The sequence below is a fragment of the Enterobacter cloacae complex sp.6700776 genome (assembly GCF_048284255.1).
Taxonomy (GTDB): Bacteria; Pseudomonadota; Gammaproteobacteria; order Enterobacterales; family Enterobacteriaceae; genus Enterobacter; species Enterobacter intestinihominis.
This window is the reverse complement of record NZ_JBLVYK010000006.1, coordinates 39,715-53,049: the sequence shown is the minus strand read 5'-3', so window position 1 is coordinate 53,049 and position 13,335 is coordinate 39,715. Positions and strand designations below refer to the sequence as shown.

The 13,335-nt window shown below is 52.8% G+C and carries 17 protein-coding genes and 3 tRNA genes; 14 read left to right on the top strand and 6 right to left on the bottom strand.

What is annotated here, in order from left to right:
- Positions 1-6: 6 nt before the first annotated feature.
- Both rimI and ACNQ0T_RS11460 read right to left on the bottom strand, forming a co-directional pair.
- On the bottom strand, positions 7-450 hold the full coding sequence (rimI, locus tag ACNQ0T_RS11465) for a ribosomal protein S18-alanine N-acetyltransferase (RefSeq protein WP_032625392.1): 444 nt from the start codon (positions 448-450) through the stop codon (positions 7-9).
- Positions 419-832: a DNA polymerase III subunit psi gene (locus ACNQ0T_RS11460; RefSeq protein ID WP_022646978.1), complete on the bottom strand. Its 414-nt coding sequence runs from the start codon at positions 830-832 to the stop codon at positions 419-421. The genes rimI and ACNQ0T_RS11460 overlap by 32 nt, the downstream gene beginning before the upstream one ends.
- Positions 833-934: 102 nt before the next feature.
- Between ACNQ0T_RS11460 and rsmC the strand changes: the two genes are divergently transcribed.
- The 4 genes from rsmC (at position 935) to ACNQ0T_RS11440 (ending at position 2,427) form a co-directional block, all read left to right on the top strand.
- Positions 935-1,963 carry a 16S rRNA (guanine(1207)-N(2))-methyltransferase RsmC gene (gene rsmC / locus ACNQ0T_RS11455; protein ID WP_032625390.1) on the top strand — a complete coding sequence of 343 codons (1,029 nt, stop codon included), beginning with the start codon at positions 935-937 and terminating at the stop codon, positions 1,961-1,963.
- A 144-nt stretch (positions 1,964-2,107) separates the two neighbouring features.
- Positions 2,108-2,194, top strand: a tRNA-Leu gene (locus ACNQ0T_RS11450).
- Positions 2,195-2,222: 28 nt separating this feature from the next.
- Positions 2,223-2,308: transfer RNA gene (locus tag ACNQ0T_RS11445), tRNA-Leu, on the top strand.
- Positions 2,309-2,340: 32 nt separating this feature from the next.
- Positions 2,341-2,427 (top strand) — tRNA-Leu (locus tag ACNQ0T_RS11440).
- 41 nt (positions 2,428-2,468) lie between these two features.
- On the opposite strand, the gene ACNQ0T_RS11435 is transcribed toward ACNQ0T_RS11440, so the two are convergent.
- Positions 2,469-2,738, bottom strand: a complete 270-nt coding sequence (locus ACNQ0T_RS11435; protein WP_026080652.1) for a DUF1435 domain-containing protein — start codon at positions 2,736-2,738, stop codon at positions 2,469-2,471.
- 216 nt (positions 2,739-2,954) lie between these two features.
- On the opposite strand from ACNQ0T_RS11435, the gene ACNQ0T_RS11430 reads away from it, so the two are divergent.
- Together ACNQ0T_RS11430 and fhuF are read left to right on the top strand one after the other, a co-directional pair.
- Entirely contained in the window at positions 2,955-4,019 is a 1,065-nt protein-coding gene (locus ACNQ0T_RS11430) for a GGDEF domain-containing protein (protein WP_417930054.1), read from the top strand.
- A gap of 95 nt (positions 4,020-4,114) precedes the next feature.
- Positions 4,115-4,903: a siderophore-iron reductase FhuF gene (fhuF, locus tag ACNQ0T_RS11425; RefSeq protein ID WP_022646974.1), complete on the top strand. Its 789-nt coding sequence runs from the start codon at positions 4,115-4,117 to the stop codon at positions 4,901-4,903.
- A 77-nt stretch (positions 4,904-4,980) separates the two neighbouring features.
- Here the strand turns inward: fhuF and ACNQ0T_RS11420 are convergent, their stop codons facing one another.
- Entirely contained in the window at positions 4,981-6,327 is a 1,347-nt protein-coding gene (locus tag ACNQ0T_RS11420) for a PTS cellobiose transporter subunit IIC (RefSeq protein ID WP_006810218.1), read from the bottom strand.
- A gap of 328 nt (positions 6,328-6,655) precedes the next feature.
- Between ACNQ0T_RS11420 and ACNQ0T_RS11415 the strand changes: the two genes are divergently transcribed.
- The gene (locus tag ACNQ0T_RS11415) at positions 6,656-7,114 is read left to right on the top strand and encodes a YbaK/EbsC family protein (protein WP_022646971.1); all 459 of its coding nucleotides are present in this window, start codon (positions 6,656-6,658) and stop codon (positions 7,112-7,114) included.
- A gap of 37 nt (positions 7,115-7,151) precedes the next feature.
- On the opposite strand, the gene bglJ is transcribed toward ACNQ0T_RS11415, so the two are convergent.
- Both bglJ and ACNQ0T_RS11405 read right to left on the bottom strand, forming a co-directional pair.
- A complete protein-coding gene (gene bglJ / locus ACNQ0T_RS11410; protein WP_032625381.1) occupies positions 7,152-7,787 on the bottom strand; it encodes a DNA-binding transcriptional activator BglJ in 636 nt (211 codons plus the stop codon).
- A complete protein-coding gene (locus tag ACNQ0T_RS11405) occupies positions 7,784-8,521 on the bottom strand; it encodes a helix-turn-helix transcriptional regulator (RefSeq protein WP_022646969.1) in 738 nt (245 codons plus the stop codon). The genes bglJ and ACNQ0T_RS11405 overlap by 4 nt, the downstream gene beginning before the upstream one ends.
- Positions 8,522-8,910: 389 nt before the next feature.
- Between ACNQ0T_RS11405 and ACNQ0T_RS11400 the strand changes: the two genes are divergently transcribed.
- From ACNQ0T_RS11400 to ACNQ0T_RS11370, 7 genes are all read left to right on the top strand, one after another.
- Complete coding sequence (locus ACNQ0T_RS11400) at positions 8,911-9,687, top strand: threonine/serine ThrE exporter family protein (RefSeq protein ID WP_017383842.1); 777 nt, start codon at positions 8,911-8,913, stop codon at positions 9,685-9,687.
- A complete protein-coding gene (locus ACNQ0T_RS11395; protein ID WP_032621429.1) occupies positions 9,678-10,151 on the top strand; it encodes a threonine/serine exporter in 474 nt (157 codons plus the stop codon). Before ACNQ0T_RS11400 ends, ACNQ0T_RS11395 begins: the two co-directional genes overlap by 10 nt.
- 44 nt (positions 10,152-10,195) lie before the next feature.
- The gene (locus ACNQ0T_RS11390; protein ID WP_022646966.1) at positions 10,196-10,648 is read left to right on the top strand and encodes a MarR family winged helix-turn-helix transcriptional regulator; all 453 of its coding nucleotides are present in this window, start codon (positions 10,196-10,198) and stop codon (positions 10,646-10,648) included.
- Positions 10,649-10,732: 84 nt separating this feature from the next.
- Entirely contained in the window at positions 10,733-11,161 is a 429-nt protein-coding gene (locus ACNQ0T_RS11385) for an organic hydroperoxide resistance protein (protein ID WP_003856578.1), read from the top strand.
- Between the two features lie 124 nt (positions 11,162-11,285).
- Positions 11,286-11,831 carry a primosomal protein DnaT gene (gene dnaT, locus ACNQ0T_RS11380; protein ID WP_023299265.1) on the top strand — a complete coding sequence of 182 codons (546 nt, stop codon included), beginning with the start codon at positions 11,286-11,288 and terminating at the stop codon, positions 11,829-11,831.
- Entirely contained in the window at positions 11,828-12,565 is a 738-nt protein-coding gene (gene dnaC / locus ACNQ0T_RS11375; RefSeq protein WP_003856580.1) for a DNA replication protein DnaC, read from the top strand. Before dnaT ends, dnaC begins: the two co-directional genes overlap by 4 nt.
- Positions 12,566-12,649: 84 nt before the next feature.
- Positions 12,650-13,132: a DUF2501 domain-containing protein gene (locus ACNQ0T_RS11370; protein ID WP_022646964.1), complete on the top strand. Its 483-nt coding sequence runs from the start codon at positions 12,650-12,652 to the stop codon at positions 13,130-13,132.
- Positions 13,133-13,335: the final 203 nt, after the last annotated feature.

The following is a 13,335-nucleotide window of genomic DNA, read 5'->3' as shown; positions in this document are numbered from 1 at the left end:
TTTTCGTTATCCAATCGGCAGAGCCATGATAATGGCGTCTTCACGTCCCTCTGCGGTGGGGTAGTAGTTACGGCGGATAGTCGCCTCGTTGAAGCCTAAGCTTTCATAGAGCGCGATGGCGGCGACATTGGACGCGCGCACCTCAAGCCACAGGGTGAAAACGTCACGGGTTTCCAGCTCACGAATGAGGTGCTCAAGCAGCTCCCTGCCCAGCCCGCGGCGCTGGTAAGCGGGATCGACCGCGATATTAAACAGCGTCGCCTCGTCCAGAACGACCTGCGTGATGGCGAACGCGGCCATCGCACCGTCAACGTCCAGGCGGAGATTTAAATAGCGTTCGCCCTGATTGCTGGCAAACGTCTTTTCGCTCCACGGAAAGGCATGGGCGCGTGTTTCAATCGCGAACGCGGTGGCCAGGTCAGCCGTCGTGAGGGAAGAAATCGTGTTCATATTCGCAAATTTGTTGCCATAGCGCGCTACGCGCTTTTGGGTTGGCTTTCAGTTCGTCCAGCGCTGGCGAGCTGATCTGGCTTCCTTCAAGAGGTAGCTCATCCACCGCCCCGATTCGCCAGCTGTTACAGCGGCTGTCAGGGGGAAGCATCGCGACGCTTTCGGGCGCCAGCTGTAATACCTGATCGTTTGTCACCTTCAGGGTGCGAAGGACATCCTCAATCAGGGGTTCGTTCAGGGCAGGCGGCGCTTCTGCCACCATCACCAGGCGGACATGCGCAGGGATGGAGATGGCTATTTCGCCCCGCAACGCCGTCGGGCGACGCAAAGCCCACTGGGTGATGCCCAGCTGCTGCAACTGCCAGTCTCGTCGGGATGTCATAGCGAAAACTCCTGTCTCTCAGGCGCGCAAATATAGCAAATGTGTCGAAACTGCGCCATCTACCTACTATAATCCCCGCCTGAGTTTATTGAGGAACAATTCATGTCTGCATTTACCCCGGCAAGTGAAGTCTTGCTGCGTCACAGTGATGATTTCGAAGAAAGCCGTATTCTGTTTGCCGGAGATATGCAGGATGACCTGCCCGCACGTTTCGACTGTGCTGAAAGCCGTGCCCACACCCAATACTACCACCACTGGCAGGTGCTGAGCCGCCAGATGGGCGAGCGCGCACGCTTTAGCCTGGTGGCGGAGCAGAGCGATATTGCTGACTGCGATACGCTCATTTACTACTGGCCGAAGAACAAACCGGAAGCCCAGTTCCAGCTGATGAACCTGCTTTCTCTGCTGCCGGTCGGCTGCGATATTTTTGTCGTCGGTGAGAACCGCAGCGGGGTGCGAAGCGCAGAGCAGATGCTCGAAGGCTACGCGCCGTTGACGAAAATCGACAGCGCCCGACGCTGCGGCCTGTATCATGGCCGTCTGGAAAAACAGACCACTTTTGATGCCAACACCTTCTGGGACGAGTACCAGCTTGACGGACTGACCATTAAAACCCTGCCGGGTGTGTTTAGCCGTGACGCGCTCGATACGGGCAGCAAGCTGCTGCTGTCCACCCTGACGCCGCACACCAAGGGCAAGGTGCTGGATGTCGGCTGTGGCGCGGGCGTGCTGTCAACGGTTCTCGCCAGCCACTCACCAAAAGTGCGTTTAACTCTGTGTGACGTGAGCGCCCCGGCGGTAGAAGCCAGCCGCGCCACGCTTGCTGCGAACGGCATTGAAGGCGAAGTGATTGCCAGTAACGTCTTCTCCGACGTGACCGGTCGCTTTGACATGATCATCTCTAACCCGCCGTTCCACGACGGGATGGAGACCAGCCTTGAAGCGGCGCAAACGCTGATCCGTGGCGCAACCCGTCACCTTAACAGCGGCGGTGAGCTACGTATTGTGGCGAATGCCTTCCTGGCGTATCCGAAAGTGCTGGATGAAACCTTCGGCTTCCACGAAGTAATCGCCCAGACAGGCCGCTTTAAGGTGTATCGCACCGTGATGACGCGCCAGGCGAAAAAGTAATTCCCCTGCCCGGCGATGGCTGACGCTGCCATCGCCCATTTTTGCAGCAATCAAAACAACGTGCGCAATTTTCTGTTGACGTAAAGCTGAAAACATCTAGAATGCGCCTCCGTGGTTACGATACTTTTACAGTGTCGATGGTATGCGAAGGTGGCGGAATTGGTAGACGCGCTAGCTTCAGGTGTTAGTGTCCTTACGGACGTGGGGGTTCAAGTCCCCCCCCTCGCACCATAAATCACGTTGATATTGCTCGCACTGGGCGAAGGTGGCGGAATTGGTAGACGCGCTAGCTTCAGGTGTTAGTGTCCTTAGGATGTGGGGGTTCGAGTCCCCCCCCTCGCACCAACGAGGCGATATCAAACCAGTAAGATGACTGTGCGAAGGTGGCGGAATTGGTAGACGCGCTAGCTTCAGGTGTTAGTGTCCTTACGGACGTGGGGGTTCAAGTCCCCCCCCTCGCACCAATTATCTTACATCCCTTCAGCAGTACCCTTTTTTTTCCCTTTTATTTCAAACTCATCAGAATCACCAGCAGTCCACTGATTAGCGCAACGCATGATGGCAACAGCACGTAATGCCGTAACTGTTTGTGCCAGATCATCGCGGATGTCACCAGCAAGCCCGAAACAATCATTGCTTTCCAGACATCAATGGGAAGATCGGCAAACATCAGCCCACCGATTATGGAACCAGGCAGCAATATTCCCCACCCACTTCCCAGCGCTTTGCTCAACATGGTTTCACCTCTCGCACTGATAATGATAACCAGTATCATATGATAGTAATTATCACTTGTCAGCATGCGACGTAAGAAATTGCGCCAGCAATTGCTTTCCCATAATGACAGAGAATGTGTAAGGTGATAAATTGCCCACCTGTTAACTTCCGATAACGTTTTTCTGATAATAAAAATTCAATTTTGTAGCGACCAATAATACATAACAACACCTTGCTCATTGTTTTAATTGAGTTTTAATAAAAACGCACGCATATGACATCACAATCCTGGCTGTCCTTAGTCAACAAGAAATATCAGCTTTCTTTACGTTTATTTTTATTTCTGAACGCTGCATCAGCATTGTTCTCGGTAACAAACCCTCTCTATTCCGTTCGTGTGTTATCAGTCCCCCTGTTTGCCGTATTGACTGCCAGCACTGGCTTACTTATCTGGCACTGGAAAAATAGCACGCGAAAAATAAATATCCCTGCTGTTTCAGCTATTTTTGGGTTTTTATGGGCATGGCAGATCGTCTCAAAATTTCTGTTAATAACGCACGATCACGCAACCTATTTAATGATGGCGCTATTAACAGTGCTTTTTATAGGGTCTCTGGCTTTCGCCAGAAATATTAAAGCCTTTACGTTACATTCATTTCCCGCTTTTATATCCTGCCTGTGGCTTAGCCCGTCCGAAAACTGGCTGAGAATGGCCTATTTTTTCGCGCTGCCGGTGGTCGCCATTGGTATCCATCATGTTCTTCAGCGGCGTAATGACCGTTTCGCCCAGGAGCTGCTTTCCGAACTGCTCGAAGAGCGTGAAACCCTGACCGATCTCAGCATGATGGACCCGCTCACCGGCCTATATAACCGTCGCGGGCTGCAAAGCCGGCTTGAGAACCTCCCCAGGCCTGACACCGGCGAGCACTTTGTGCTGCTGATGGATATCGACCATTTCAAAGCCTATAACGATCATTACGGCCATATGATGGGCGATCAGGCCTTGATCAGGGTCTCGGCTGCGATCCGCGACGCCGTGCGCTCACGCGATGTTGTCGCCCGGTTTGGCGGGGAAGAATTTATGGTGCTGTTAAGTAACATCCCGCTGGAGCAAGCGCGCCAGACAGCTGAACGCATACGTCAGAAGGTTTACGATCTCAAAATCCCCCACATGTTTAACGAAAGCGTCGCCACTAACGTGACCATCAGCATTGGCATAGCCATGTTCGAAGGTGAAGACGTTGATGGCGCACTGGCGAAAGCCGATAAAGCCCTCTATGAAGCCAAGCATATGGGACGCAACAGCATTCTGCTGAGCGACGAGCTTCATATCGCCTGAAACCGCCTTCACAGCGCCAGGATAAAACGCTTGCGCTCGGTTTTATCTATAGTTAGGATTGGCAATCATTATCATTTAGATTTGTAATCCACACTATGGCGACTCGTACCGCACACATCGTTGAGCCACTGCTCTGGCGAGCTCCACTCTCCGCCGGAGAAACGACGCTTGCGGATGCCATTCGGGAAAAAATCGCCGTAACACGCGCCCATCTGCTGGATTTCATCAAACTGGATGAAGCACCGCCGCATCATGCTCTGACGCTGACTCAGTGGCAACGACCTGCCGAGCTGCGGTCACTGCTGGCAACCTATTCCGACCATATTTATCGTAACCAACCGACGCTGGCGCGGGAAAATAAACCGCTGCTTTCCCTCTGGGCACAATGGTATATCGGGCTGATGGTGCCGCCTGTCATGCTGGCCCTGTTGACCCAGGAAACGATGCTCGATCTCTCGTCGGAACATTTCCACGTCGAATTCCATGAGACCGGACGCGCCGCCTGTTTCTGGATTGATGTACACGAAGATCCGAGCGCGAGTCACCTGTCAGCGCAGGCGCGTATGGAACGGTTGATTACAAGAGCGCTGGTTCCGGTCATTGATGCGCTGGAAGCGACGGGGGAGATCAACGGCAAACTGATCTGGAGTAATACCGGGTATCTTATCCACTGGTATTTAACGGAGATGAAGCCGCTGCTCGGCGACGAGAAAGTGGATGCGCTGCGTCAGAGCTGTTTCTTTGCCAGACAGCTGTCGGATGGGCGGGATAACCCTCTTTACCGCACCGTGGTTCCGCGTGAGGGACTTCTGGTGCGTCGTACCTGCTGTCAGCGCTACCGTCTGCCGGATGTCCAGCAGTGCGGCGATTGCACGCTTAAGTAGTCTGGCCCTGCCTGAAACCCGCAGAGAGAGGGAGCAAACACTAAAAACGGCAACCTGCGTTGCCGTTTTGCTTTTATCTAGGCTACCTGCTGATTTTCCTCTTCCCCATTACGCTGTGCTTCTTCCGCTTCCTGCTGAAGCAACTGTTTCTCGTACACCTTGAAGAACGGGAAATAGATAATGGCGGAAACGCAGGCCAAAACCAGCACCAGAATGGCTGCACGGAAATCCCAGCCCAGCGCCCAGGCGGCACCAACCGGAGCCGGTGCCGTCCACGGCACAACGGAAATCACGCGGCCAATCAGATCAAACTTCATCGCTGCCCATGCCAGCACGGCATTGACCATCGGCGCCAGCAGGAAAGGAATAAAGAACACCGGGTTCATCACAATCGGCGTACCAAAAATCACCGGTTCATTGATATTGAAAATGCTTGGCACCACGCTCAGGCGTCCAATGGAGCGCAGGTGCGCGGAGCGGCTACGCAGGTAACAGAACACCAGCCCCATCGTCGCTCCTGACCCACCGATCACAATAAAGAACGTCCAGAAGGCTTCCATAAAGATGTGTGGTAAAGGCAGGCTCGCCGCCAGCGCGGTCTGGTTCGCCCCCAGGTTCGTCAGCCAGAACATTTGCAGCATACCCGAGACAATCGCTGCGCCGTGGATCCCGGCAAACCACAGCAGGTGGCCAATCAGCACCGCCAGCAGGATCGCTGGCAGCGAGTCCGCCGCAGAGACCAGCGGTTTGAATATCGACATGATGGCCTGTGGGATCAGCATACCGAACTGCGACTGGATCAACAGACTCAGCGGATAAAGCGTCAGCACCACCACCAGCACCGGGATCAGCAGGTCAAACGAGTTTTTGATCATCGGCGGAACCTGGTCTGGCAGGCGGATCCCGATATTGTGTGCTTTCAGGAAACGCATCATCTCAACGCAGTAAATCGCCACCAGGATTGCGGTGAAAATCCCGGTCCCTCCAAGGCTATCAACCGGTAAGGCGCCTTTGGTTTTAGGCGCGGCGACCAGCAGGAACGCCATCAGCGACAGCATCGCGCACATGAACGGATCCAGCTGATGGGTTTTAACGTAATGTTTGCCCAGGTTGTAGGCGATAGCCGCACAGATATAGAGGGACATCACCCCCATCGTCATATCAAACGGCGTCAGAATTTGACCTTCAAACTGCTTCGCCATATCCAGCCAGGCGCGGGCAAAGCCCCAGGTGGTATCTGGCGAAAAAGGTGGGTAAGCGAACACTAATAAAAACGACCCGACAATCATAAACGGCATTGCCGAGATGAACCCGTCACGAATCGCCATAACGTGACGCTGGGAAGAGATGCGCCCCGCAATAGGGCTGACATAATTTTCAACGAAGCGGAAAATCAGATTAAATGCAGCATGGTTGGCAGACATAGCAGATCTCCTGTCAGACGTTCGTTTCGGACGTTCTCACGTCACACGTTGTTCCATACATCAGCGTCACAACCTTGCCGGATCGTGTACCTGCGGTACTGCTCAAACGGAATGGTTTCATAATTAGCTCTTATTATTAGATACAGGGGAGGTTACACACTCAGTATTAATCTCTGCATCACGCTCTGCAACCGGTTACTGTAACCGGTTTCTGTGAATGTGAAGGCGATCCAGAAATCGCCCCTGACGGATATTTGTTACTTAAGGGATATTTACAGCGACTAAATTCTTATGACAGATTACGGAAGATATTTGTCAGGAGGAATCAATGAGTTTGCAGTCTGTACAGCAGTTTTTCGCCGAACACGCTCCGGATATAGAAATCATCGAGCTTAACCAAAGCACAGCGACTGTTGCCCTTGCTGCTGCCGCGCACAACGTTGAACCCGGCCAAATTGCCAAAACGCTGTCACTGAAAATTAAAAATGATGTGATTCTGGTGGTTGCAAAAGGCGATGCGCGTCTGGATAACAAAAAGCTCAAAGAGACATTCGGCGCAAAAGCCCGCATGCTCAGCTGCGATGAGGTAGTAACCCTGACGGGTCATCCTGTTGGCGGCGTCTGCCCTTTTGGACTGGAAAATCCGCTCTCTGTTTACTGTGACATCACTTTAAAACAGTACGCCGAAGTGTTACCCGCAGCGGGCGCCATCCACAGTGCGGTGCGTATATCGCCCGACAGAATGGCGGAACTGACCGCAGCAAAATGGGTTGATGTTTGTATTTGAACGTTGCGCCAGAAAAATTCTGGCGCATCACTTAACACTACGAGAAAGAAGGAACGGTGAGAGCGGAACGGCGAATTTCCCTGACCGGGAGATGCGCCAGGATATCTGCCGCATCCAGTAATCCCACATCAGAATTGACGCCCAGTTTTACCATTGCGTTAAACTTATGCGCCCGGATGGTTTTGATATTGCGTTCAAGCTGTGCCGCAATTTCAGGGATCGAAAAACCCGATGACATATATCGCAGAATCGCCCTTTCAGTTGGGCTTAGCATACGATGCTGGCTCACACACCAGTGATTGTACACGTTGTCGTTCACGTGATGCGTTTCGCTAAGTAATGTCTCCAGCCCCTCCATTAACTGCTTCAGCGGAACCGATTTACTGATAATTCCATGTAAGCGAGAAGGCGAAAGATGGCTGACCAGTCTCGCCTCCATTTCATCAGAGGCCAGCACGATACGCTTGACGTCGCTGTGGGTGAAGGTGAGATCCCGCAAACAGGCCAGACAGTTTCGCCGCTCCTCACGCTCATCGGACAATGAATAAATTACGGCAAAGAATGAGATTTCCGAGAGCGCCGCTTTGAAGTTGTCAAATCTGGCAAACAGGTGCACCTGGTAATGGCTCAGGGCGGGCATCGCAAAAAGATGCTTCAGCCCCATAGCGCTCATTGAGCAGCTTTCGATGACGGCGATATGTTTTGTTGCAGTGGTCTTTTCCATTCCTCAAACTCTCCATAAGCCGACATTAAACTGAGTTCTCGCATTCCCTGGGTACTGCTTATCCACGCGTACATATCGGCATTACTGCGAAGTGATAAGCGACGCATTGCACTGTTTTTCTGTGCACTGATCGTTTTATTACTTTTATTAAGTAGCGTGGCTATTTGGTTGATTCCCCAACCTTTACCTAACAAACGCAACACCTTGCGTTCAGAGTGGGTAAGCGCAATCATTTGCTCACTCTCCTCTTCAATATCAGGATTTTCCGGTATCAATAACGTCTGGCTTATTCGCTCGGCACGTTCACTCCCCGCGCGAATAGCGTTAATTACGCCTTCAATGGGTTCCATATCCGAAAGCAGCGTGCTTTCCGGACGCATAAGAAGCTCTACTGCAAGTGGATAAAGGGGGCGCGAAACGAGGAATATCCAGTGAATATCCCGGTACTGATTCATTAACCCATAATATTGCTCAAGCGTGCCGCGTGGATTACGATACTCACCCGAAATATCGGCAATAACGACCCCAGCGCGACGCAATTGTAATAACGTCAACTCCTGCATCGAACGGCAGTACGTTATCTCAAAATCGGGAAAATGACGCGACATGACGCCACCTAACCCATTTTGCATAACCGGTACTCTGCTGATCACCACTCCGTGTTTACCATTCAATGGCAACATAGACCCTCCCTGTCATGAATTCTTTATTTAAGAACGAACTAACCCTGCAAGGTTAAACACGTTTGCATTCCGAAGTACAAACGGGTTAATACTCGCAAAATAGAACAAATATCACATGGGTTAAGAAACGCCCAATACAGGCCTAATATCGCATAAAGACCATTTAAATTTAATTCAAATTGCGTGAAAAGATCGAAAATATGAAATTAGAAATACTTAATATATTGTTTTTATAAATCCTAATTTCATATTCATTAAATAAATAACAATGCTGTCTTTCCTCCGCCCCCATCGCGCCACTGATCGCACAAATGTTGATCTGGCCCAGCGCAAAGGGCCCTGCACTTTGTGTTAAAAGTAAGCAATCTCTCTTCTCTTCAGGGCGTTTCATGCAGGCAGATCGGTCTACGCAACGTGCCACCACGCGGCTATGTATTCAGTGCGGGCTTTTTCTCTTACAGCACGGCGCAGAAAGCGCCCTCGTCGAAGAGCTCTCCACACGCCTTGGGCTGGCGCTGGGGATGGACAGCGTTGAGAGTTCCATCTCGTCAAATGCCATTGTGCTGACCACCATTAAAGACGGACAGTGCCTGACCTCCACCCGTAAAAATCATGACCGCGGCATTAACATGCACGTCGTGACGGAAGTGCAGCACATCGTGATCCTTGCTGAACACAAGCTGCTCGATCTCCGGGAGATAGAAAAACGTTTCAATCAAATCAAACCCCTCCGGTATCCGCGCTGGCTGGTTGTGCTGATGGTGGGACTGTCCTGCGCCTGCTTCTGCAAGCTCAACGCGGGCGGCTGGGACGGCGCTGTCGTGACCTTCTTTGCCAGCAGCATCGCAATGTATGTCCGCCAGCTGTTGACGCACAGACAGCTACATCCGCAAATTAACTTCTGCATCACGGCATTTGTGGCGACAACCGTATCCGGCCTGCTTTTGCGCCAGCCCTACTTCGCCAGCACGCCTACTGTTGCGATGGCCGCCAGCGTATTGCTGCTGGTGCCAGGTTTTCCCTTAATTAATGCCGTCGCTGATATGTTCAAAGGCCATATCAACACCGGTCTGGCACGCTGGGCGATAGCCAGCCTGCTGACGCTGGCGACCTGTATCGGGGTGGTAATGGCCATGACACTCTGGGGGTTACGCGGATGGGCGTGATGGATTTTATGCTCGCACTGGCACAGGACATGCTCTTGTCTGCCCTTCCCGCCGTTGGTTTTGCGATGGTGTTTAACGTCCCACAGCGTGCATTACCCTGGTGTGCGCTGCTGGGTGCCATTGGCCACGGCTCTCGTATGATCATGATGACAGCGGGCTTTAATATTGAATGGTCGACGTTTATCGCCTCCATGCTGGTTGGCAGCATCGGTATTCAGTGGTCCCGCTGGTATCTGGCGCACCCGAAGGTATTCACCGTGGCGGCAGTGATTCCTATGTTCCCGGGCATTTCAGCCTATACGGCGATGATCTCCGCCGTCAAAATCAGCCATTTTGGCTACAGCGAACCCCAGATGATCCTGCTCCTGAGCAACTTCCTTAAAGCCTCGTCGATCGTGGGTGCGCTCTCCATCGGCCTGTCGATCCCCGGCTTATGGCTTTACCGCAAACGTCCACGCGTATAATAAAATCGCTTGCAATTGTATCGTGCGCTATCTATATTCATTTCATGGACGCAAAAACGAACGACACCACCAACGCGCTTCTGCTGGATAACCAGCTCTGTTTTGCCCTCTATTCGGCAAATCTGGCGCTTAACAAGCTGTACCGGCAACTGCTGGCGCCGCTTAATCTGACCTACCCGCAATACCTGGTGATGCTGGTGCTCTGGGAACAGGATGATATTACGGTGTCAGACATTGGCGAGCGGCTATTCCTGGATTCCGCCACGCTGACTCCCCTGCTGAAACGCCTGGAAAGCGCAGGATTGATCCTCCGCCAGCGTTCCCGTCAGGATGAGCGTCAGGTCGCCGTCACCCTGAGCGACGCGGGTCGGGCGCTGCAACAGCAGGCCGTGACGATACCCCACGCCGTGGGCTGTGCAGCGCAGTGTGATACCGACACCATGCTGGCGCTCAAGCAACAGCTCGAAAGTTTGCGCCAACAGCTGCATCGCGCGTAAGGCTGTACTTTACGCGTCTAATTTTAACTTAAAACATCGCGCGCTATTTAATAGCGCATATAAACGTAAGATGAGGAACCTGCCATGTCTTTAGAAAAAGTTGTCTACACTGCCAAAGCCAAAGCAACCGGAGGCCGTGATGGCCGCGCCACGTCTTCCGATGGCGTTCTGGATGTCAAACTGGGTGTGCCAAAAGAGATGGGCGGCATGGGGGGTGAAGTAACCAACCCTGAACAGCTGTTCGCTGCGGGCTACTCCGCCTGCTTCCTGGGCGCAATGAAGTTCGTTGCGGCTCGCGATAAATTCGCTCTGCCAAAAGACGCCTTTATTGAAGGCGAAGTAGGGATCGGCCCGCTGCCAACCGGTTTTGGTATCGAAGCGAAGCTGAACATCCACGTTGAAGGGATGGACGCAGCGGAAGCCAAAAAACTGGTGGATGCGGCGCACATCGTCTGTCCGTACTCTAACGCGACGCGCGGCAATATCGACGTGACGCTGAACATCATCGCGTAACCAGCCCCTGTGATTTTAGCCCCGGTAAGCGTAACGCCACCGGGGAAATCCTCTCCTTTCCTCCCCTCTCTCTGTGCTACCATAACCCTCAATCACGCCCGTAGTAATCAGTTGAGAAAGTGTTATGTCCTCCAGAATTCTGACCACCAGCATTGCTGGCATTGATGCCTTTATGCGCGATCCTCGCGGTGTGTTGACGCACGCCGAAGGCGGCACGCTCGCGGTATTTGCCGACAACGCCCCGGCGTTTTATGCGGTCACGCCGGAGCGTCTGGCGCAGCTTCTGGAAATTGAAGAGAAGCTGTCGCGCCCGGCGAGCGATGTCATGCTGGATAATCAGTTTTTTGACGAACCCGCCAGCGCCCCGGTGGCCGTTCCAATGGGGAAATTTCCCATGTACGCCGGTTGGCAGCCGGACGCCGATTTTCAGCGGCAGGCGGCCTTATGGGGAATAGCCCTCTCGCAGCCCGCAACACCGGAAGAGCTGGCAGCCTTTACCGCATACTGGCAAGCTGAAGGAAAAGTCTTCCACCATGTTCAGTGGCAGCAAAAATTCGCGCGCAGTCTGCAAATCAACCGCGCCAGCAACAACGGCCAGCCAAAACGTGATATCAATGCTTTTTCAGAACCGGACAAAAAAATCCCTGATGGATTCCGAGGTGCGAAATGAAAAACGTCGGCGACCTGATGAAACGTTTGCAGAAGATGATGCCTGCCAACGTGAAGCCCGCCTTCACCACCGGTGAAGAGCTGCTGGCATGGCAAAAAGAGCAGGGTAAAATTCGCGCGGCTGCCCTCGCCCGCGAAAACCGCGCGATGAAAATGCAGCGCACCTTTAACCGCTCGGGCATTCGCCCTCTGCACCAGAACTGCTCCTTCGAGAATTATAAGGTCGAGTCTCAGGGGCAGATGAACGCCCTTAACCAGGCGCGCCAGTACGTGGATGAATTTGACGGCAACATCGCCAGCTTCATCTTTAGCGGAAAACCCGGCACCGGGAAAAATCACCTCGCCGCCGCTATCTGCAACGAGCTGCTGCTGCGCGGGAAGTCAGTGCTGATTATCACCGTGGCCGATATTATGTCCGCCATGAAGGACACCTTCAGTAATCGCGAAACCAGCGAAGAACAGTTGCTGAATGATTTAAGTAACGTGGATTTGCTGGTCATCGACGAGATCGGTGTCCAGACGGAGTCCCGCTACGAAAAAGTGATCATCAACCAGATTGTCGATCGCCGTTCGTCGTCAAAACGCCCAACCGGTATGTTGACGAACCACAATATCGACGAGATGACCCGACTTCTTGGCGAGCGGGTGATGGATCGCATGAAGCTGGGTAACAGCCTGTACGTCATCTTCGACTGGGACAGCTACCGCAGCCGCGTCACCGGCAAAGAGTATTAAGATATTTCCAGGGAGCGCCAGAAGAGCAGAGGTATATACTGAACCCACTTCTGGCCCAAAACGGACCTTGTTGAGTAAATCATTATGAAAAAACAATTTCTTATCAGCATCCTTACTGGCGCCCTGCTGGTGACTGGCGCAGCGCAGGCCGCATCATGGCAGGAGTCGCTCTCCAGCGCAGCAAGTGAGTTAACCAAAGAGAGCGGCACGTCCCAGGGCGGACTGTCAGCCTCGTCCCTCACCGGCCTGCTGGGCAACAGCTCCCAAAGCCTGAGTGCCGGAACGATGAACAACGCCGCGGGTATTCTGGAATACTGCGCGAAGCAGAAACTGGCTTCCGTCACCGATACCGAAAACATCAAAAACCAGGTGTTGGGTAAACTGGGACTGGACACCCAGGAGCAGAAAGCGGACACCAACTATATGGACGGTATTCAGGGCCTGCTGAACGCGCAAAATGGTCAGCAGCTGAACCTCAGCACCCTTGGAAATTCATCTCTGGCGAAACAGGTGAAAACGAAAGCCTGCGATCTGGTGCTGAAACAAGGCGTTAATTTCCTCTCCTGATTGTCCCCCTTTTTCTGCCACAACACGCCGCGTTTATTACATTAGTCTTATACCGCGGCGTGAAGTGCGTTTTTTTACCCCCTGCCACCACCTCAGCCTCCGTATGCCACGATGCGACTGTATTCAAAAATCCGATTTTATAAACCAAATCCTAACAACAGCACACTTTCGTGACACTAAAATTGCAGCTAAGCGACATCGCA

Excerpts from the sequence above, each read along its gene's own strand:
- rimI (WP_032625392.1), bottom strand. The coding sequence starts at position 450 with ATGAACACGATTTCTTCCCTCACGACGGCTGACCTGGCCACCGCGTTC.
- rsmC (WP_032625390.1), top strand. The coding sequence starts at position 935 with ATGTCTGCATTTACCCCGGCAAGTGAAGTCTTGCTGCGTCACAGTGAT.
- ACNQ0T_RS11370 (WP_022646964.1), top strand. The coding sequence starts at position 12,650 with ATGAAAAAACAATTTCTTATCAGCATCCTTACTGGCGCCCTGCTGGTG.
- bglJ (WP_032625381.1), bottom strand. The coding sequence starts at position 7,787 with ATGAGCGCTATGGGGCTGAAGCATCTTTTTGCGATGCCCGCCCTGAGC.
- ACNQ0T_RS11400 (WP_017383842.1), top strand. The coding sequence starts at position 8,911 with ATGCAGGCAGATCGGTCTACGCAACGTGCCACCACGCGGCTATGTATT.
- ACNQ0T_RS11405 (WP_022646969.1), bottom strand. The coding sequence starts at position 8,521 with ATGTTGCCATTGAATGGTAAACACGGAGTGGTGATCAGCAGAGTACCG.
- ACNQ0T_RS11415 (WP_022646971.1), top strand. The coding sequence starts at position 6,656 with ATGAGTTTGCAGTCTGTACAGCAGTTTTTCGCCGAACACGCTCCGGAT.
- ACNQ0T_RS11460 (WP_022646978.1), bottom strand. The coding sequence starts at position 832 with ATGACATCCCGACGAGACTGGCAGTTGCAGCAGCTGGGCATCACCCAG.
- dnaC (WP_003856580.1), top strand. The coding sequence starts at position 11,828 with ATGAAAAACGTCGGCGACCTGATGAAACGTTTGCAGAAGATGATGCCT.
- ACNQ0T_RS11385 (WP_003856578.1), top strand. The coding sequence starts at position 10,733 with ATGTCTTTAGAAAAAGTTGTCTACACTGCCAAAGCCAAAGCAACCGGA.
- ACNQ0T_RS11395 (WP_032621429.1), top strand. The coding sequence starts at position 9,678 with ATGGGCGTGATGGATTTTATGCTCGCACTGGCACAGGACATGCTCTTG.
- ACNQ0T_RS11420 (WP_006810218.1), bottom strand. The coding sequence starts at position 6,327 with ATGTCTGCCAACCATGCTGCATTTAATCTGATTTTCCGCTTCGTTGAA.
- ACNQ0T_RS11390 (WP_022646966.1), top strand. The coding sequence starts at position 10,196 with ATGGACGCAAAAACGAACGACACCACCAACGCGCTTCTGCTGGATAAC.
- ACNQ0T_RS11435 (WP_026080652.1), bottom strand. The coding sequence starts at position 2,738 with ATGATACTGGTTATCATTATCAGTGCGAGAGGTGAAACCATGTTGAGC.
- ACNQ0T_RS11430 (WP_417930054.1), top strand. The coding sequence starts at position 2,955 with ATGACATCACAATCCTGGCTGTCCTTAGTCAACAAGAAATATCAGCTT.
- fhuF (WP_022646974.1), top strand. The coding sequence starts at position 4,115 with ATGGCGACTCGTACCGCACACATCGTTGAGCCACTGCTCTGGCGAGCT.
- dnaT (WP_023299265.1), top strand. The coding sequence starts at position 11,286 with ATGTCCTCCAGAATTCTGACCACCAGCATTGCTGGCATTGATGCCTTT.